Source organism: Pseudomonas sp. GW821-FHT09E04 (assembly GCF_059416185.1).
The window spans coordinates 252,454-272,161 of the sequence record NZ_JBWKOR010000008.1 but is presented as its reverse complement, the minus strand read 5'-3'; the positions used below and the strand labels follow the sequence as shown (position 1 = coordinate 272,161).

7 protein-coding genes are annotated in these 19,708 nt (G+C 63.1%); 3 read left to right on the top strand and 4 right to left on the bottom strand.

Annotated features, from left to right (window positions below):
* Window positions 1-21 precede the first annotated feature (21 nt).
* Both AC07N4_RS26805 and AC07N4_RS26800 read right to left on the bottom strand, forming a co-directional pair.
* Entirely contained in the window at window positions 22-1,344 is a 1,323-nt protein-coding gene (locus AC07N4_RS26805) for an ATP-binding protein (protein WP_096821118.1), read from the bottom strand.
* The gene (locus tag AC07N4_RS26800; protein ID WP_085607085.1) at window positions 1,344-2,024 is read right to left on the bottom strand and encodes a response regulator; all 681 of its coding nucleotides are present in this window, start codon (window positions 2,022-2,024) and stop codon (window positions 1,344-1,346) included. Before AC07N4_RS26800 ends, AC07N4_RS26805 begins: the two co-directional genes overlap by 1 nt.
* Window positions 2,025-2,177: 153 nt before the next feature.
* Here AC07N4_RS26800 and dsbD point away from each other — a divergent pair, with 153 nt between their 5' ends.
* The 3 genes from dsbD to dsbG are packed head-to-tail and all read left to right on the top strand — an operon-like array spanning window position 2,178 to window position 5,532.
* On the top strand, window positions 2,178-3,911 hold the full coding sequence (dsbD, locus tag AC07N4_RS26795) for a protein-disulfide reductase DsbD (RefSeq protein WP_493066408.1): 1,734 nt from the start codon (window positions 2,178-2,180) through the stop codon (window positions 3,909-3,911).
* Window positions 3,911-4,786 (top strand): TlpA disulfide reductase family protein, encoded by an 876-nt coding sequence (locus AC07N4_RS26790; RefSeq protein WP_102620420.1) that lies wholly within the window; start codon window positions 3,911-3,913, stop codon window positions 4,784-4,786. Before dsbD ends, AC07N4_RS26790 begins: the two co-directional genes overlap by 1 nt.
* Window positions 4,762-5,532 (top strand): thiol:disulfide interchange protein DsbG, encoded by a 771-nt coding sequence (gene dsbG, locus AC07N4_RS26785; protein ID WP_096821115.1) that lies wholly within the window; start codon window positions 4,762-4,764, stop codon window positions 5,530-5,532. Before AC07N4_RS26790 ends, dsbG begins: the two co-directional genes overlap by 25 nt.
* Window positions 5,533-5,615: 83 nt before the next feature.
* On the opposite strand, the gene AC07N4_RS26780 is transcribed toward dsbG, so the two are convergent.
* A complete protein-coding gene (locus AC07N4_RS26780) occupies window positions 5,616-6,428 on the bottom strand; it encodes an alpha/beta fold hydrolase (protein WP_493066407.1) in 813 nt (270 codons plus the stop codon).
* Between the two features lie 122 nt (window positions 6,429-6,550).
* The gene (locus AC07N4_RS26775; RefSeq protein ID WP_493066406.1) at window positions 6,551-19,552 is read right to left on the bottom strand and encodes a non-ribosomal peptide synthetase; all 13,002 of its coding nucleotides are present in this window, start codon (window positions 19,550-19,552) and stop codon (window positions 6,551-6,553) included.
* Window positions 19,553-19,708: the final 156 nt, after the last annotated feature.

Below are 19,708 nucleotides of genomic sequence, written 5' to 3'. Positions count from 1 at the left end.
GTTACATTTGATGTGCCGGGCTCAGGCCGGTTGCAGCGGCATGGTCAGCTCGACCCGCAAGCCATCCGGGCGACTGTCGAAATGCAGGGTGCAGGCACAGCGTTGGACAATTGCCTGGACAATCGCCAGCCCGAGCCCGCAGCCGGTGCTCTGGCCGTTGCGCCAGAACCGTTGGGTCAGGTGTTGCAGATCGTCCGGCGCAATCCCCGGCCCATGATCGCGAACCACAAAGCGCACACGGTTGCCGGTGGTTTCCAGGCTCAGCTCCACGGCACCTTCCGTCGGGGTATGGCGCAGGGCGTTATCGAGCAGGTTGCGCAAGGCCGCGATCGACAACACTGCCGGCATTTGCAGAGGCGCGCCGGACAACTTTTCGGGCAGATGCAGTTTGATCCGTTGACGCTCGCCGCTGGCAGAGTCCTGAATCGCCAGTTTCGCCACTTGCTCGGCGCTGCACTGCACGCCGTCGTCGAACGACAGACTGCCCTCGACCCGGGCCAGCAACAGCAATTGCTCCAGGGTCCGGTGCAAGCGATCGGCGCCCTCCTCGGCCCGGGCCAGGGACTGATCGCGGGCACTGCCTTCGGTCATGCGCGCCACTTGCAGGTGAGTCTTGATCGCCGTCAGCGGGCTGCGCAGTTCATGGGCGGCGTCACCGGTCAGGCGACGCTCGCGCTCGATAGTCTTGCCGATGCGCTGGAACAGTTGGTTCTGAGTTTCAAGCAGCGGTTTCAGTTCGCTGGGGAACGATTGCAACTGCAACGGTTCGAGCGAGTCGGCATTGCGCCGCATCAAGGCTTCGCGCAAGCGATTGAGCGGCGCCAGCCCCTGACCGATCCCCAGCCACAGCAGGCACAGGCAGCCAAGCAGCGCCACACCCACCGGCACCGAAGCCGCCAGCAGGATCGACATGTTCAAGGCTTCACGCTCGATCACCCGGTCAGCGGTAGTGATGCGCACATCGCCCCGGGCCAGGGTGAAGGTGCGCCACGGTGCACCGTCGATCATCTGGTCATGGAAGCCCATCTTCTGCGCTTCCAGTGCCTGTTCCGGATTGTTGTGGCTGCGGGCGAGGATTTCGCCGCGCAACGAGCTGACCTGGCAGGCCATCCCGCCGGGAATGTTCAGTTGTTCGGCGCTGAAGTGAGTGCCCTCGCCTTTGCTCGGTATCGCCGGCAATTGCTCCAGCAATCCGGCGACCATTCGTGCCGAAGCCACCAGCCGCTGGTCGAGAGAAAACATCATCTGGTTGCGCAGGTCGCTGAGCATCCAGGCCGCCGCCAAGGCCCAGATCAGCGCGAATGCGGCGCCGAGGGTCAGGCTCAGGCGCAGGCGCAGGCTCATCACTTGTCAGGTTCTCCACCATCGGCCGGGCCCAGGCGATAGCCCAGACCACGTACGGTTTCGACGATGCCCTTGCCGAGTTTGCTGCGCAGGTGGTGGATGTGCACGTTCAGCGCGTTGCTCTCCAGTTCATCGTTGAAACCGTAGACGCTGTCCTTCAATTGCTCGGTGGACAGCACCCGGCCACGGTTGTGCAGCAAGGCTTGCAGCAGGGATTGCTCGCGACGGGACAGGTCCACCGAACGGCCCGCCAGGGTGGTTTCGCGGCTGCTCGGGTCGTAAGTCAGCGCGCCGTGCTCGATCAGGTTGACGCTACGCCCGGCCACGCGGCGCAGCAGGGTTTGCAGACGAGCGAACAGTTCGCGCAAATCGAACGGCTTGAGCAGGTAATCGTCGGCGCCGGACTGCAAACCGTCGACCCGGTCGGTGACCGAATCCCGCGCAGTGAGGATCAGCACCGGAATTTCCAGGCCCTGCTGACGCAGTTGCTGCAGCAGTTTGAGGCCATCTTCGTCCGGCAAACCGAGGTCGAGCACCATCACGTCGAATTCGGCAACCTTGAGGATCGCCCGCGCCTTGGAGGCGGTGTTGACGTGTTCGACCGTCAAGCCCTGGGCCGTCAGCCCGGCGACGATGCCACTGGCGATCAACTCATCGTCTTCGCAAACCAGTACGTGCATGGTGAGTCCCGTAGAAAAATGCCGATTAGGCGGTTGGCCGATTAAGCTGACATTATGCCCCGAACGCCACAGCGACAAGGGCGCCGCGGTTAATCATCGGTTAATCGCCGCCGCCCATTGTGCTCATCACTTGCACAGGGACAAGGCTCCTCCATGCGTCATATTTTTTTATTGTTTGCACTGTTGATTTCGGGTCTGGCCCAGGCAGGGAACGATCCTTTTGCGACAAAACCGGAATTTCTCCCGGTCGACAAGGCCTTCGTGCTGACATCCGAACGTCTGGATTCCGGCGAAACCCAACTGTTCTGGCAAATCGCCGACGGTTACTACCTGTATCAGAAACGCCTGAAATTCGACGGGCTGGCGGCGGAAAACGCCCCGGCGCTGCCCGAAGGCGAATCCCACAGTGACGAGTATTTCGGCGAGCAACCGGTCTATCGCCAGGGCCTCGAACTGAAAATTCCTGCAGCAGCCAAAGGCCAGATCAAGGTCAGTTATCAGGGCTGCGCCGATGCCGGCCTGTGCTATCCACCGCAAACTCGCGTGATCGACCTCGGTGGCAAAGCGGCCGCTGCAGCGACGGATGAGGCGCAGGATCAAGCGCTGGCCAGCGGTCTGCAACAGCACTCGCTGGGCTGGAGCCTGCTGGTGTTCTTCGGTCTCGGCCTGTTGCTGGCCTTTGCGCCGTGCTCGTTACCGATGTTGCCGATTCTGGCCGGTATGGTGGTTGGCAGCGGTGCCACGCCACGTCGTGGTTTTGCGCTGGCCAGCAGCTATGTGGTTTGCATGGCGCTGGTGTATGCGGCAATGGGCGTCATCGCGTCCCTGTTGGGAGCGAACCTTCAGGCGTGGTTGCAAAACCCATGGCTGCTCGGGACGTTCGCAGTGGTGTTTGTGATTCTGGCACTGCCGATGTTCGGCTTCTTTGAACTGCAATTGCCGGTCGCACTGCGTGATCGACTGGAGCACGCCTCGCGCAGTCGCAGCGGCGGCAGCCTGGTTGGCGCCGGTGTGTTGGGCGCGTTGTCCGGCCTGTTGGTCGGGCCGTGCATGACCGCACCGCTGGCCGGTGCTCTGCTCTACATCGCGCAAAGCGGCAATGCGCTGCACGGTGGCTTGATCCTGTTTGCCCTCGGCATCGGTATCGGCATCCCGCTGTTGGTGCTGGTGACAGTCGGCAATCGTTTCCTGCCGAAACCCGGCGCGTGGATGAACCTGCTCAAAGGCATATTCGGTTTCCTGTTCCTCGGCACGGCGGTGCTGATGCTGCGTCCGGTGCTGGACTCGTCACTCTGGCTTGCGCTGTGCGGTGCATTGCTGCTGATCGCGGCCTACAGCGCCTGGAAACAGTCCGAAGGCTTCGGCCGGGTCGCCCAGTTGTTCGGTGCCAGCTCGCTGCTGCTGGGACTGTGGGGCAGTTTGCTGGTCGTGGGTGCAGCGGGTGGCAGCGATGATCCGTTCCAGCCGTTGCAGGTCTACAGCGCCGGACGCACCGGCACAGTTGCACCCAACGGTCACGAAGCATTCATTACGATCAAGGACCCAGCCGCCCTGCAGCGCGAACTCGACACCGCCAAGGCTCAGGGCCAATGGGTGCTGCTCGATTACTACGCCGACTGGTGCACGTCGTGCAAAGTCATGGAGAAAAAGGTATTTGGCCAGGCGCGGGTGATGCAAGCCCTGAGCGATGTGCGTTTGCTGCGCCTCGACGTCACTGATGACAATGCCGCCAGCCGCGAACTGCTCGGCCGCTACAAAGTGCCAGGGCCACCGAGTTTTGTGTGGATCGGTGCCGACGGTGAAGAGCGCCGCAGCCAGCGCATCACCGGCGAAGTCGATGCCGACACTTTCCTGCAACACTGGACCACCACCCGAGACGCCCGTTAATGCTGACTTTCACCCTCGGCACCTTTGCCATTGCGCTTAACCACCTGTTGCTGATCAGCGCCCTGGCGCTGGCGACCTTCGTCGGCTGGCGGGTGGCCAAGCGCGGTGGCGATAACCCCGAGTCGGCGCTGTTCAGCCTGTTCCTGCTCGGGATGCTCGCGGCGCGCGTCGCGTTTGTTGCCGTGTACTGGGGACATTACCGCAACGATCCGTGGCAGATCATCGACCTGCGCGACGGTGGTTTTCTCGCCTGGCCTGGGGTGATCGTATTGTTGCTGGCAGCGCTGTATCGCGGCTGGCGGCGGCCGGGTTTGCGTCGACCGTTGGGGTTCGGCGTGGTCAGTGGCGTGGCATTCTGGTTGCTGGCCACCCTGTCGCTGAGCCTCTACGAGCAAGGCACACGTCTGCCGGACATCACTCTGCGCAACGCCGCCGGGGAAACCGTGAAACTCGCCGACTATCAGGGCGGCCCGCTGGTGATCAACCTGTGGGCCACCTGGTGCCCGCCATGCCGCCGCGAAATGCCGGTGCTGGAAAACGCCCAGCAGCAACGCCCGGACCTGACGTTCCTGTTCGTCAATCAGGCCGAAAGCATGCAAAGCGTCGCGACCTTCCTCGAGACCCAGGGCCTGAGCCTGAACAACGTGCTGTTCGACCGTAGCGGTCATCTGGGCCAGGCCGTGGGTTCCATGGCATTGCCGACTACGCTGTTCTACAGCCCCGACGGTCAATTGCTGGCCAGTCATCTGGGCGAGTTGTCGAACGCCAGTCTGGCTCGAGCCCTGGAAAACTTCGACATCCCCAATCCGAATACGAACGCCGCACCGGCCACCTCTGCAAGGAAACTGCCATGCCCCGCCTCCGCCACCTGCTGACGCTGACTCTGGGCGCTGCCCTGCTGCACTTGCCGTCGGTGCAGGCCGCTGAAGAATTGCCTGACGCGATCAAGAAGATCGAAGCCAAGGGCGCAAAAATCGTCGGCCAGTTCGACGCGCCCGACGGCCTGCGTGGCTACGCCGCGCAATACCAGAACCGGGGCATGGCGCTGTACCTGACGCCGGACGGCAAGCACGTGCTGCTGGGCAATCTGTACGACGCCGACGGCAACGACCTGAGCAGCGCACCGCTGCAAAAACTGGTCTACGCGCCGATGGCCAAGGAAGTCTGGGCCAAGTTCGAGGCCAGCAACTGGATTCAGGACGGCAACAAGGATGCACCGCGCACGGTGTACCTGTTCAGCGACCCGAACTGCCCGTACTGCAACATGTTCTGGGAACAGGCCCGCCCATGGGTCAAGGCCGGCAAGGTGCAGTTGCGCCACATCATGGTCGGCATCATCCGCGAAGACAGCCCGGCCAAATCCGCCGCGCTGCTGGCCGCCAAAGACCCGGCCAAGGCCCTGGAAGAACACGAAAAGGCCGGCACAGCCAGCACGCTCAAGGCCTTGAAGAACATTCCGGCCGCCGTGCAGACCAAACTCGCAGCGAACATGCAGTTGATGGAGGACCTGGAATTACAGGCCACCCCGGCGATCTTCTATATGGACGACAAGGGTGAGCTGCAACAACAGCAAGGCGCGCCGACGCCGGACAAGCTGGCGAAGATTCTCGGGCCGAAATAAGCAGGACCAAAAGATCGCCGCGCGTCGCAGCGCCTACAGGAAACACACCCCCCCTGTAAAAGCTGCGACACGCGGCGATCTTGTTAATGGCGCTCCGCCAGGAAGCTGAACAACACCTCCGTCACAAACTCCGGATTCTCCAGATTGGAGATATGCCCGGCCTCGGGCACCAGCACACTCGGGCAGCCGATCAGCTCGGCCATTTCCTTGGCTTCCGACGGTGGACGGGGTTTGTCCTGATCGCCGCAGACCACCAGTGTGGTCGCCGCATTCAGCTCGCCCAGACGCGGCAACAGGTCATCACGGCCAAAGGTGATGCGCCCCATCGGCACGATGCTTTGACGCAGGCGATCAGCGGAATAACCCGCGAGTTTTGCGCGGAAATCCTGATACAACGCCGACTGCGGATCGATGCCCGGACGGAAGAAGATCGGCACCACGATATCGAGCAACTGCTCGGAGATCTCGCCGCTTTCTTCGATCTGCTTGAACAGGGAAAAGTAATACTGACGGGTCGGTTCCGGCTCGACGCCGACGTAGGTGTCCATCAGTACCAGACCGTTGAGCCGCTGCGGTGCCGACAGAGCGAGGCGCACGCCCCACATGCCGCCGACCGACAACCCGACCAGCGTCACCCGGTCGATGTCCAGATGATCGAGCAAGGCCAGCGCCTGGCGTGCGATGTCATCCAGAGATGTGGTGCCTTCAGGCAAACGCCCCGATTCACCATGGCCCCACAGATCCAGCGCAATCACCCGATAGTGAGGCGACAACGCAGCGATCTGCGGTGCCCACATGGCCTGATCCCACAGGTAACTGCCGGCCAGCAACACCACCGGGCCTGTGCCTTGATCAATGTAATGAAGTGCTTGTCCGTCCACCGTGAAGAAAGGCATCGACTACCCCCGCGACAAAAAAAAGAGAACCGGCAGCCTGAGCTGCCGGTTCTCGATCGTCAACCTTGGAAATGTACGTGAATGTACCGGTTGAATTGTGTTGAACGCACAGGCGCTGAAGACTACAAACCTTCCAGCGCCGCCATCAGATCATTCAACCGATCCACCTTCTCTTCGGTAATGTCACTGGCCGCCAGCCCTTCGATGTACTCGGCCAGTTCCTCCACCGTGCTGCACTCGAACATCGCTCGCAGCGGCACATCCCGTTGCAAGGTTTTCTGCACTCGCGAGGCGATTTGTGTGGCGAGCAGCGAGTGGCCACCGAGTTCGAAGAAGTTGTCGCGGACCCCGACCTTCTCGACCTTCAGCACCTCGGCCCATATATCGGCCAGGGTCTGCTCCAGATCGCTGCGCGGCGCCAGGTAATCCTGGCTCTGCAACTGGCCGATCTCCAGCGCCGGCAAGGCCTTGCGGTCGAGTTTGCCGTTGGCGTTGAGCGGCAACCGGTCGAGCCACAACCAGTGCAGCGGCACCATGTATTCCGGCAGTTCGGCGCGCAGGCGCTGCTTGATCCGCTCCAGCCGTTCGCTCTGATTCAGTGCGGAATCTGCGGCCACAAGGTAGCCGACCAGATGCTTGCCGTTGACGCCTTCCTGCACGCCGACCGCCCCGTCACGGACTTCCGGTTGCTCGTGCAGACGCGCCTCGATTTCACCCAGCTCGATCCGGTAACCGCGAATCTTCACCTGATGGTCGACCCGGCCGACGTATTCCAGCACCCCGTCGCTGCGACGGCGCGCCAGGTCACCGGTGCGATACAGACGCTCGCCCGGCGCACCGAACGGATTCGGCACGAACACCGGCGCGGTGCGCAGCGGATCGCTGACATAACCACGACCGACACCGGTGCCGGCCACGCACAACTCACCCACCGCACCCAGTGGCACCAGATCCAGCGCGCCATCGAGCAGGTACAGCAAGTTGTTGTCGGTCGGCGTACCGATCGGCAGATAACTGCCACGAGTCGAGGCCAGGTCGACGCGGAAGAACGCCACGTCGTCTGAGCACTCCGCCGGGCCATAGGCGTTGACCAGACCGATCTCCGGATAACGCAGCAGCCACTGGTGCGCCAGTTCCGGCGGCATTGCTTCACCGGTCGGCAACATCCAGCGCAGACCGTCGAGGCTCAAGCGATCCGAAGCGAGCATGCCCTGGATCAGCGACGGCACACTTTCCAGCACGGTGATGCCCTGCTGTTGCACATGCACCAACAAACCTTGCGGATCGTGGGCGATGGTGTTCGGCACGATGTCCACCCGCGCACCGAACAGCGGCGCGGCGAGGAACTGCCAGACCGAAATGTCGAAGCTTTGCGAAGCGGTCTGGGCGATTACATCGGCGTCGCTCAGACTCAGGTACGGCACCTTGCTCAACTGGTTGTTGAGCATGCCGCGCTGCTCGACCATCACGCCCTTCGGCAAACCGGTGGAGCCCGAGGTGTAGATCACGTAGGCCAGGTTGTCCGGGCCGCTGAAGATGCCCGGATTCGCCGACGACACCGCGCCCGCCTGAACCTCTTCCCACACCAGCAGGCGTGGACGGTTGGCGCAGCTGAATTCATCCAGCAAGGTCGTCGCCTGTTCACGGCAAGCCTCGGTGCACACCAGCACCGGCGTGCGACTGAGCTCGATGATGCGTTGCAGACGCTGGCTCGGCAGGCCTGGATCCAGCGGCAGGTAACCGGCACCGGCCTTGAAGCTGCCGATGATCATGCCCAGCAGATCCAGATTGCGCTCGCCCAGCAACGCCACCGGTTGATCGATCTGCACCCCGGCCGCGACCAACGCGTGGCCGAGACGGTTGGCGTTGTGGTTCAGTTGCTCGTAGCTCAACTGCTGATCGAGGCAACTGACGGCAATGCGTTGCGGATGTTGCGCGACCTGTGCTTCGAACAGCTCGACGTAGCTCTGCTCCAGCGGATAGTCGTGCTCACTCTGGTTGCAACCGTGGAGCAGGAAGTCCTGTTCATCAAAGCCCAGCAGCGGCAGGTCAGCCATGTCGCCATGGAAGCCGTCGACCAGCGCCAGCAACAGACGCTTGAACTCGCCGAGCATGCGCTCGATGGTCGACTCGTCGAAGTAACGCTGGTCGTAAGACAGGTGCAGACCGAGGTCATCACCCGGGTAGCACACCGCCGTCAACGGGAAGTTGGTGTGAGTACGGCCCGAATCCGACGTCGCGTTGAGGCTCTGCGCCCGATCCAGCACCGAGACTTCCACCGGGGCGTTTTCGAACACGAACAGGCTGTCGAACAGCGGCTGGCCCTTCGGCAGTTCGCTCTGCTCCTGGATGTTCACCAGCGGCAGGTATTCGTACTCGCGCAGTTGCATGTTGCTGTCGAGCAGACCGCTCAGCCACTGACGAACACTGGCCCGCTGATCGTCCGCCGGGATCTGCACCCGCAGCGCGATGCTGTTGATGAACAGGCCGACGGTGCGTTGCATCTCCGGCATCTCCACCGGACGCCCGGCCACGGTCACGCCGAACAGCACGTCGCGATCACCGCTCATGCGTCGCAGCACCAGTGCCCACGCCGCCTGGGCGAAGGTGTTGATGGTCAGTTGATGGGCCTGGGCCAACTCACGCAGACGGGCGCCGTCCTCGACATTCAGTCGCGTGTAGCGGTCGCCGACGATCATGCCGCCGCTTTCGCCAGCGTGTTCACGCAGGAACGGACGGTCGCTCGGGATCGGCGTGGTGCGCTCGAACCCTTGCAGGTTCTGCTGCCACCACTGACGCGCTTCGGCCAGGCTCTGACGTTGCAGCCAGCCGATGTAATCGCGGTAACGCGGCGGCACCGCCAATTGCGCTTCGCGACCTTCGCCCAGAGCGGTGTAGATCTCGAAGAAATCGTTCATCAGCAGCGAGCGGCACCAGGCATCGATCAGGATGTGGTGGTTACTCATCATGAACCAGTAGCGCGCCGCGCCAACCTTGATCAGGCGCAGGTGGAACGGTGCCTGATTGAGCAGATCGAACCCGGCTTCGCGCTCGGCCTTGAGCAGCGCTTGCAGCTTCGGCTCCTGCTCGGCGTCAGCGATGGCGCTCCAGTCCAGGTACTCGATCGGCGTGCGACCCGGTGTGTGGATCACTTGCAGCATGTCTTCGCCGACGTTCCAGCAGAACGACGCACGCAGCGCTTCATGACGGGCGATCACCGCTTGCCACGCCTGGGCGAAACGCTCGGGGTCGAGTTCGCTGTTGATGCGATAGCGATCCTGCATGTAGTACAGACCGGTGCCCGGCTCCAGCAAGGTGTGCAGCAGCATGCCTTCCTGCATCGGGGTCAGCGGGTACACATCTTCAATGTGCGCCGCCGGCACCGGCAGTGCGTCGAGTTGCGCCTGGGTCAGTTTCGCCAGCGGGAAGTCCGACGGCGTCAGACCACCGGCCTCGTCCTGCAGGCAATGTTCGATCAGGCTCTGCAACTCACCGACGTAGGCATCGGCCAAGTCGTTGATGGTCTGGGTGTCGTAACGTTCGGCGCTGAAGGTCCAGCGCAGCAGCAGTTCCCCGCCGTACACCTGACTGTCGACGCTCAACTCGTTCGGCAACGGTGCGTGCGGATCGTGGGCGGCACCGACCGATTCATCCAGCGGACGGAACAGCGCATCGCTGCCGAAACTCTGGTCGAACTGGCCGAGGTAGTTGAAGGTGATCGGTGCGTTCGGCAACGCTGCCATGCTCTGACGGCTGACGTCATCGGCCAGATAACGCAGCACACCATAACCGAGGCCTTTGTGCGGAACGGCGCGCAGTTGTTCCTTGATCGCCTTGATCGAAGCGCCCTGCCCGGCGGCTTCTTCGATGTTGTGCGGAGTCAGGCGCAACGGATAAGCACTGGTGAACCAGCCGACGGTGCGGGTCAGGTCGATCTCGTCGAACAGGGTTTCGCGGCCGTGGCCTTCCAGTTGAATCAGCGCCGACGCTTGACCGCTCCAGCGGCACAGCACGCGGGCCAGTGCGGTCAGCAACAGGTCGTTGACCTGCGTACGATAGGCGCTCGGTGCCTGTTGCAGCAGTTGTTTGGTTTTTTCTGCATCCAGACGCACGCTGACGGTTTGCGCATGGCGATTCTGGCGTCCACCCTCAGGACGTTCGCACGGCAAATCGGCAGCCGGACCGGCCAGTTGCGCCTGCCACCAGCTCAGTTCTTCACGCAGGGATTCACTGCCGGCGTAGGCCTGCAAGCGTGCCGCCCAGTCCTTGAAGGCGCTGGTTTTCGCCGGCAGTTTCACCGACTGATCGGCGTCGAGCTGGCGATACACGGTTTGCAGATCGTCGAGCAGAACGCGCCACGACACACCGTCGACCACCAGGTGATGGATGGCGATGAACAGCCGTTGCTGGCCGTCCGGCCCGTCAATCAACAAGGCGCGCACCAGCGGACCCTGCTCCAGATCGAGGCTGCGCTGGGCATCGGCGAACAGTGCGGCGCACTTGTCCATCGACGGCACGCGCACTTGCCACAACACCGCGGCATCGGTCACCGGTTGATGGGTTGCTTGCCATGCGCTGTTGATCTCGCTGAAGCGCAGACGCAAGGCGTCATGCTGCTCGATCACGGCCAGCAACGCCTGTTCCAGACGATGCGGTTCAAGCGCCACAGTCGGCTCCAGCAGCAACGCCTGGTTCCAGTGTTGACGCTCGGGAATCTTGGTGTCGAAAAACCAGTGCTGGATCGGCGTCAGACGCGATTCGCCGGAGACCAGACCTTGTTCGGCCGTCACGGTTTCACTGCGACTGGCGACAGCGGCCAGCGTCTGCACAGTCTGGTGCTGGAACAGATCGCGAGGGCTGAAGTGAATGCCCTGCTGCCGCGCACGGCTGACCACTTGAATCGACAGGATCGAGTCGCCGCCCAGTTCGAAGAAGTTGTCGTTGAGGCCGACCTGCTCGACGTTGAGCACTTCGCACCAGATCTGCGCGAGGGTCTGCTCCAGCTCGTTGCTTGGCGCCACGTAATCATGACGATTGAGCTCCGGATCCGGCGCCGGCAAGGCGCGGCGGTCGAGCTTGCCGTTGGCGGTCAGCGGCATGCTGGCCAACAGAATCAAATGCGTCGGCACCATGTAGTCCGGCAATTGCGTCTTCAGGTGCGCCTTGAGGGCTTCGCGCAGTTCTGCTTGCTCGGCTTCGCTTCGCGAAGCGACCTCGGTCACGAGATAGCCGACCAGTTGCTTGCCGCTCGGCGCATCCAGCGCCAGCACCACCGCTTCGCGGATTGAAGCGTGATCGAGCAGGCGGGTTTCGATCTCGCCCAGTTCGATCCGGAAACCACGGATTTTCACCTGATGGTCGATCCGCCCCAGGTATTCCACCAGACCATCGGCGCGCTGACGCACCAGGTCGCCGGTGCGGTACATGCGCCCGCCATTGGCGGCAAACGGGTCGGCGACGAAACGTTCGGCAGTGATGCCGGCGCGGTCGTGATAACCCTGGGCCAGGCCGGCGCCGCCGACGAACAACTCACCAGTCGCGCCTTGCGGCACCAGTGCCAGATCGGCGTCGAGGATGTAGGCCACGCGATCTCCGATCACGCTGCCGATCGGCACACTACCGGCACCCTCTTCCAGCACCTCGGGTGCAAGGCTGGCCAGCGGCATGACCACGGTTTCGGTCGGGCCATAGGCGTTGAAGAACAGGCTCGGTTTGAACGCTGCACGAATCCGCTGCAGGTGTTCGCCGGTAAGCGCTTCGCCGCCGGTGATGATCATGCGCACCGGCAGGATGTCGTTTTGCGTCGCGAGGAACTGCGCCAACTGGCTGCCGTAACTCGGGGTGAAGCCGAGAATATTGATCCGATGTTCGCGGATCAGGCTGCAGATTTCTTCCGCGTCCCACTGTCCTTGCGCACGCAGCACTACCTGCGCGCCGCTGAGCAGCGGCACCAGCAGACGCTCGGTGGCGGCGTCGAAGTTGATCGAATAGAAGTGCAGCTCGCAATCGTCCGCACGCATGCCGAAGCGTTCGATCACGGCCTGGCAGTGCATGGCGATTTCACCGTGGGACACCACCACGCCTTTCGGTTTGCCGGTAGAACCCGAGGTGTAGATCAGGTACGCCTGATGCTGCGGCAGGCTGATAAATGGCAGCTCGGTGGCCGGGTAATCGGCCAGCGCGGCGCTGTCGTCTTCCAGGCACCAGCGCGCTACGTTCGGCGGCAGTTCACCGAGAGCCCTGAACATCGCGCGGTCGCTGAGCAGCAGGCCGACGCGGCTGTCTTCGATCATGTAATGCAAACGGTCGAGCGGGTATTCCGGGTCCAGCGGCACATAAGCGCCGCCAGCCTTGAGGATCGCCAGCAGGCCGACGACCATTTCCAGCGAACGCTCCAGCGCCAGACCGACCCGCACTTGCGGGCCGACACCGCGCTCGCGCAGGGCCCAGGCCAGACGATTGGCGCGGGCATCGAGTTCGGCGTAGCTCAGGGTCTGCCCGGCGAAGGTCAGGGCCGGCGCATCTTTGCGCGCCAGTGCCTGTTCGGCGAACAGGTGATGGATGCACTGGTCGAGACGGTGTTCGCCCGGCTCGACACCAAGGCTGTCGAGCAATTGTTGTTGCTCAGGCGCATCGAGCAATGGCAATTCGCTGAGGCGCTGTTGAGGGTCGGCGATCAGCGCTTCCAGCAGGTTGCGCCAATGTCTGGCCATGCGCGCGATGGTTGGTTCATCGAACAAGTCGGTGCTGTAAGTCAGGCAGCAACCGAGGCGATGGTCGAGGTCGGTGACTTCCAGGTTGAGGTCGAACTTGGTCGCCCGCGCATCGTTGGCCAGGTACTCGACAGTCATGCCGGCAAGCATCCGGCTCTGCTGGAATTCCCAGCGCTGCACGTTGCACATCACCTGGAACAGCGGGTTGTACGCCGCGCTGCGCGGTGGCTGCAACGCCTCCACCAGATGATCGAACGGCAAATCCTGATGGGACTGGCCTTCGATCACGGTGTGACGCACCTGCTCGAATAATTCGCCGACCGACATCTGGCCGTCGAGCTGGCAACGCAGCACCTGGGTATTGAGGAATGCACCGATCAGCCCTTCGCTTTCCGGACGGATACGGTTGGCCACGGGCGCGCCGATGCGCAGATCGGTCTGGCCGCTGTAGCGATAGAGCAACGTTGCAAGTGCGGCGGTCATGGTCATGAACAGGGTCAGACCGTTCTGCGCGTTGAACGCCCGAACACGAGCGGCAAGGTCATCGCTGAGGTCGAAACGGAACAGTTCGCCCTGGTGACTTTGCACCGGTGGACGCGGACGGTCGCCCGGCAATTCCAGCAGTGGGTGTTCGCGACCCAGTTGTGCGGTCCAGTAGTCGAGCTGACGCTGACGCTCGCCGGACTCCAGCCAGTTTCGTTGCCACACGCTGTAGTCGAGGTACTGCACCGGCAGCGGCTCCAGCGGCGAGTCGCGGTCATCGACGAACGCTTCGTACAGCGCGCTGAGTTCCCGGGCGAAGATGTCCATCGCCCAGCCTTCAGTGACGATGTGGTGCAGGGTCAGGACGAAGTAATGCTCGTGCTCGGCAGTCTTGACCAGGCAAGCGCGCAGTAGCGGGCCGGTTTCCAGATCGAACGGCAGGTGCGCTTCGTCGTCGGCCAGTTGCTGGACTTTCTGTTCCCGCACGTCAGCGGCGAATTTCGAAAAATCCTTCCAGTCCATGCGCACGCCGGTCTCGGCATGCACTTGCTGACGGGCCACGCCGTCGACGCTCGGGAACGTGGTGCGCAGCGTTTCGTGACGCAGGATCAGCGCTTGCAACGCTGCTTCGAAACGCCCGACATCCAGCACGCCACGCAGGCGCGCCATGCCGCCGACGTTGTACGCCGGGCTGTCCGGTTCCATCTGCCAGAGGAACCACATGCGCTGCTGGGAATAGGACAGCGGCACCGGTTTGCTGCGATCAACCTTGTCGATCGGCGGCTGTTTGTTGGTACGGCCGCTGGCCTGGATCTGGCGGATCTGTTCGGCGAAATCACCCAGTTCGCTGTGTTCGAACAAGGCACGCAGCGGCAATTCGACGTCGCAGGCCTGACGGGTGCGGGAAATGATTTGCGTGGCCAGCAGCGAGTGACCGCCGAGGGCGAAGAAGTCGTCGCGCAGGCCGACCTGTTTCAGGCCCAGCACTTCGCGCCAGATCGCAGCGATCTCTTGTTCCAGCTCGGTGACCGGTTCGACGTGTTCGCGCACCTGCCATTGCGGCTCGGGCAAGGCGCGACGGTCGAGTTTGCCGCTCGGGCTCAGGGGCATTGCGTCCAGGCACATCAGTTGTGCCGGAACCATGTATTCCGGCAGCTCGGCGGCCAGTGCGGTTTTCAGGCGAGCGATTTGCGCGTCCTGATCTTCATTGGCATCGGTGGCGGTGAAATAGCCGATCAATTGCGGGCCGGCGACGGTTTCACGCACCAGCACGGCGACCTGAGCGACGCCATCCTGAGCGAGCAGACGCGCTTCGATTTCTTCCGGCTCGACGCGGAAGCCGCGCAGTTTCACCTGCTGATCGAGACGGCCGAGGTATTCGATCACGCCATCGTTGGTCCAGCGCGCGCGGTCACCGGTGCGGTACAGACGCGCACCCTGCTCGCCCAGCGGATCGACCACGAAACGTTCGGCGGTCAGCGCCGGGCGACCGAGGTAACCACGGGCCAGGCCGATACCGCTGATGCACAGCTCACCCGGCACACCGGCCGGCACTGGATTGAGATCGTTGTCGAGCACGCGGCAGACCACGTTGCCCAGCGGACGGCCAATCGGCGAACGCTCGCCATCGGCCACGGTGCAATGCCAGTGGGTGACGTTGATCGCGGTTTCAGTCGGGCCATAACGGTTGTGCAGTTGCACCGCCGGCAGTTGCGCCAAAACGCGGTTACGCAATTCCGCCGGCAGCGCTTCACCACCGGAGAACACGCGACGCAGGCTGGTGCACTCGGCGCTCAACGGTTCATCGATGAACAGCGAAAGCAGCGGCGGTACGAAGTGCAGCGTGGTCACGCCGTACTGCTGAACCAACTGCGCGATGCGATGCGGATCGCGGTGTTCACCGGGGCCAGCGATCAGCAGGCGCGCGCCGGTGATCAACGGCCAGAAGCATTCCCACACCGACACGTCGAAACTGATCGGCGCCTTTTGCATCAGCACGTCGGTGTCGTTCAGGCGATAGGTGTTCTGCATCCATTGCAGACGTTCGGCCAGCGCCGCGTGAGTGTTGCCCACGCCTTTCGGCTGGCCGGTGGAGCCGGAGGTGTAAATCACGTAGGCGAGGTTGTCGCCGTGCAGGTGCAGACCCGGTGCCTGGCTCGGCCAGTTTTCCAGGTGCAGGGTATCCATGGCGATTACGCTGACGCCTTCGCTGGCCGGCAAACGATCCAGCAATGCAGTCTGGGTCAACAGCAGTTCGACGCCGCTGTCGCTGAGCATGTAGGCCAGACGATCGGCCGGGTAATCCGGGTCCAGCGGCACGTAGGCGCCACCGGCCTTGATGATCGCCAGCAGACCGATCAGCAGTTGCGGCGAACGCTCGGCGGCGATGGCCACGCACACGTCCGGGCCGACGCCTTTGTCGCGCAGGTAGTGGGCCAGACGGTTGGCCTGGGCGTGCAGTTCGGCGAAGTCGAGGCTGCCGCCGTCCCATATCAGGGCGGTGCGATCAGGGATTTGCCGGGCTTGTTCGTTGAGCAGTTCCGGCAGCCATTGCTGAGCCGGCGTGCATGGGGCGACGCTCCACGCGTTTTGCTGAGTGTGTTCGGTGGCGGTCAGCAGTGGCAGGTCACCGATTGCCTGATCCGGGCGCTCGCAGACAGCGCGCAGCAGGTTGCTGAAATGCTCGGCGAGACGCTCGATGGTCGCAGCGTCGAACAGCTCATCGGCATAGTCGAAGGACAGCGTCAGACGACCATTTCGGTCTTCTTCGCTGTGCAGTTGCAGGTCGAACTTGGCCTCGCGACTGTGCCACGGCAGTTCCTCGGCGAGCACGCCCGGCAGACGCTTGAGCGCACTCAGGTCGCGTTGCTGGTGGTTGAACATGACCTGGAACAGACCTTGTTCGCGAGCCTGCGGGAAGGCTTCGAGCAGTTGTTCGAACGGCAGGTCCTGATTCGCCTGAGCACCGAGCGCAGCCTGACGGGTTTGCGCCAGCAGTTCGGTGAACGACAGACGCGAATCGACGTCAGCACGCAGTACCTGAGTGTTGATGAAAAAGCCGATCAGGCCCTGGGTTTCCAGACGCGGACGGTTGGCGTTGGGCACGCCGATACGAATGTCGCGTTGACCGCTGTAGCGATGCAACAGGCTTTGGAACGCCGAGAGCAGCAACATGAACGGCGTGGATTGATAGGCCTGGGCAGTCTGGCGAATGGCATCGCTGAGGCTGATTCCCAGGCGAACGCTGTGGCGTGCGGCGCTGTGAACTTGTTTAGCAGAACGTGGATGGTCGGTCGCCAGTTCCAGCGTCGGATGCTCATCACCCAACTGTGCTTTCCAGTACGCCAATTGCCGCTCGCCCTCGCCTTGCGCCAGCCACTGGCGCTGCCAACTGCCATAGTCGGCGTATTGGGTGGGCAGCGGCGCGAGTTCGGCACGCTGGCCTTGGGAAGCGGCGGCATACAGGCGCGAGAACTCGTCGATCAATACGTTCAGCGACCAGCCGTCGGCGATGATGTGGTGCATGGTCACCAGCAACTGGTGATCTTCATCGTCGAGGCGAACCAGCGTCACCCACAGCAGCGGGCCTTTCTCCAGATCGAACTGGGTGCGGGCTTCGTCTTCGCGAATCTGTTGTGCGCGTGCCTCACGCTCGGCGGCCGCCAGATCGCTGATGTCGATCAGTTGCAGGTTGAACTCGCCCGCCGCTTCGACCTGTTGCAGGGCCACGCCATCGCGCTCGAAGAAACGCGTGCGCAGGGATTCGTGGCGTTCGATCAATTGCTGGAAACTGGCGCGCAGGGCGTCTTCGTCCAGTTCGCCACGCAGGCGCAGGGCGCCGGGAATGTTGTAGGCGCTGCTGTGCGGATCGAGTTGCCAGGTGATCCACAGACGGTTTTGCGCCAGCGATTGCGGCAGAGCTTCGTTGCGCGACAGTGCGGTGATTTCGCCCTGGGCGCTGCCGCCGTCCTGCTGCTGTTGCGCCACGGCAGCGGCGAACGCGGACAGGGTTGGTGCTTCGAACAGCAGACGCAGATTGAGCTCCAGGCTCAGTTCTTCGCGTACCTTGGCGATCACCTGAGTTGCGGCGATCGAGTTGCCGCCGAGCAGGAAGAAGTGATCGTCGGCGTTGACTTGCTTGACGTTGAGTTGCTCGGCCCAGATCTTGCCGATCAGGGCTTCCAGTTCGGAGTCGGACGCAGTCGAGTCCTGAGCGGTTTCAGTCGAGACCGATGGGAACACCGCATAGCTGTCGAGGCTGCCGTCAGCCAGACGATTGCGGCAGGCCGAACGTTGCAGCTTGCCGCTGGAGGTCTTCGGCAACGCACCCGGATTGAGCAGCACCACCACGCTCGGTGCTTCCTGATAAGTCTCGGCCACCGCCTGACGGATGGCTTTGATCAGCGCTTCGGGCGGGAGGATTTTCTGCACGCTGCGGCTGATTTCCGCCGCGATGCCGATGCCTTCTTCGCCGTTCTGATTGACCGCGAACGCGGCGACGCGGCCCTTGCGCACCACCTCCACTTCGTTCTCGACCGTCTTCTCGATGTCCTGCGGGTAGAGGTTGTGACCGCGCACGATCAGCATGTCCTTCAGGCGACCGGTGATGAACAGTTCGCCGTCGCGAATGAAGCCCAGGTCACCGGTGCGCAGCCAGGTCTGGCCGGCGTGCTGGACGAAAGTCTTGGCGCTGGCCTCGGGGTTGCGCCAGTAGCCGTGGGCGATGCTCGGGCCGGTGGCCCAGACTTCACCGACGGCGTTGTCGGCCAACTCTGCCAGCGTGGTCGGCTCGACGATCAGCACCGCATGATCGGGCTGGCTGATGCCGCAACTCATGATCGGGCTGCCCTCGCCCGGCTCGGCACGGTTCTGGGCCAGGGCTTGATCGTCGACGCGCAGGGCCGGAATGCCCGTGCCGCGAGGTGTGCCGGCGACGAACAGGGTCGCTTCCGCCAGACCATAGGACGCCATGAAACTGTTTTCGCTGAAACCACACGCAGTGAACTTCTCGGCGAAACGCTCGAGGGTGTCGAGACGGATCGGTTCGGAGCCGGAATAGGCGACGCGCCAGCGGCTCAGGTCGAGACGCTCCAGCGCCGATTCGCTGACCCGCTCGCTGCACAGTCGATAGGCAAAGTCCGGCCCGCCGCTGATGGTGCCGCCGTATTGGCTGATCGCTTCGAGCCAGCGCAACGGCCGGCCGAGGAAGTACGCCGGCGACATCAGGATGCACGGCACGCCGCTGAAGATCGGCTGCAGCAGACCGCCGATCAGGCCCATGTCGTGATACAGCGGCAGCCAGCTGACGATCACGTCGTCGGGGTTCACGTCGATGCCGAAACCGTGGCGAATCAGCAATTCGTTGGCCACCAGATTGCCGTGGCTGACCTGCACGCCTTTGGGCAGCGCGGTGGAGCCGGAGGTGTATTGCAGGAAGGCGATGTGGTCTTGCGGCAAGGTCGGTTCGACCCAACGCTCGGCCAGCGAAGCGTCGAGGGTATCGACGCACAACAGCGGCGGCGCGCCTTCGATTTGCTGCAAGGCCTCGCGCAGGTCGGCGCTGGTCAGCAGCAGACGCGGTTCGGCGTCGGCAATGATCGACAGCAGGCGTTCCTGATGGTGACGCTTGGCCGATTCCGGCGGATAAGCCGGCACCGCGATCACGCCCGCGTACAGGCAACCGAAAAACGCCGCGACGTAATCCGGGCCGCTCGGAAACAGCAGCACCGCGCGATCACCGAATCCGGCCTCGGCCTGCAACGCCGCCGCGATGGTGCGCGCACGCTGATCGAGTTCGCGGTAACTGAGCACCACAGCCTGCTCCTCGGTTTCAGCGAGAAAACGCAAGGCCAGCCGATCCGGCGTCAGAGCCGCGCGGCGCTGGAGGGCTTGGACCAGGGTGCTGGGGAGTTCGAACGCGTCGGTCATGAGGTTTCCTGCCTGAATTCGGCTTGCTGGTGGAATCGGGTTGGCTGCGGCATGCCCGTGCAAGGCATGCGGGACACGGTCTTCGCCGACCGTGCAAGGCATTGGAATGCGGTATGGCCGGGGCTGTGTACCCGGAACCATTCACCAATGAGAACG

Coding starts and splice junctions, on each gene's coding strand:
- AC07N4_RS26800 (WP_085607085.1), bottom strand. CDS start 2,024: ATGCACGTACTGGTTTGCGAAGACGATGAGTTGATCGCCAGTGGCATC.
- AC07N4_RS26790 (WP_102620420.1), top strand. CDS start 3,911: ATGCTGACTTTCACCCTCGGCACCTTTGCCATTGCGCTTAACCACCTG.
- dsbD (WP_493066408.1), top strand. CDS start 2,178: ATGCGTCATATTTTTTTATTGTTTGCACTGTTGATTTCGGGTCTGGCC.
- AC07N4_RS26780 (WP_493066407.1), bottom strand. CDS start 6,428: ATGCCTTTCTTCACGGTGGACGGACAAGCACTTCATTACATTGATCAA.
- AC07N4_RS26775 (WP_493066406.1), bottom strand. CDS start 19,552: ATGACCGACGCGTTCGAACTCCCCAGCACCCTGGTCCAAGCCCTCCAG.
- AC07N4_RS26805 (WP_096821118.1), bottom strand. CDS start 1,344: ATGAGCCTGCGCCTGCGCCTGAGCCTGACCCTCGGCGCCGCATTCGCG.
- dsbG (WP_096821115.1), top strand. CDS start 4,762: ATGCCCCGCCTCCGCCACCTGCTGACGCTGACTCTGGGCGCTGCCCTG.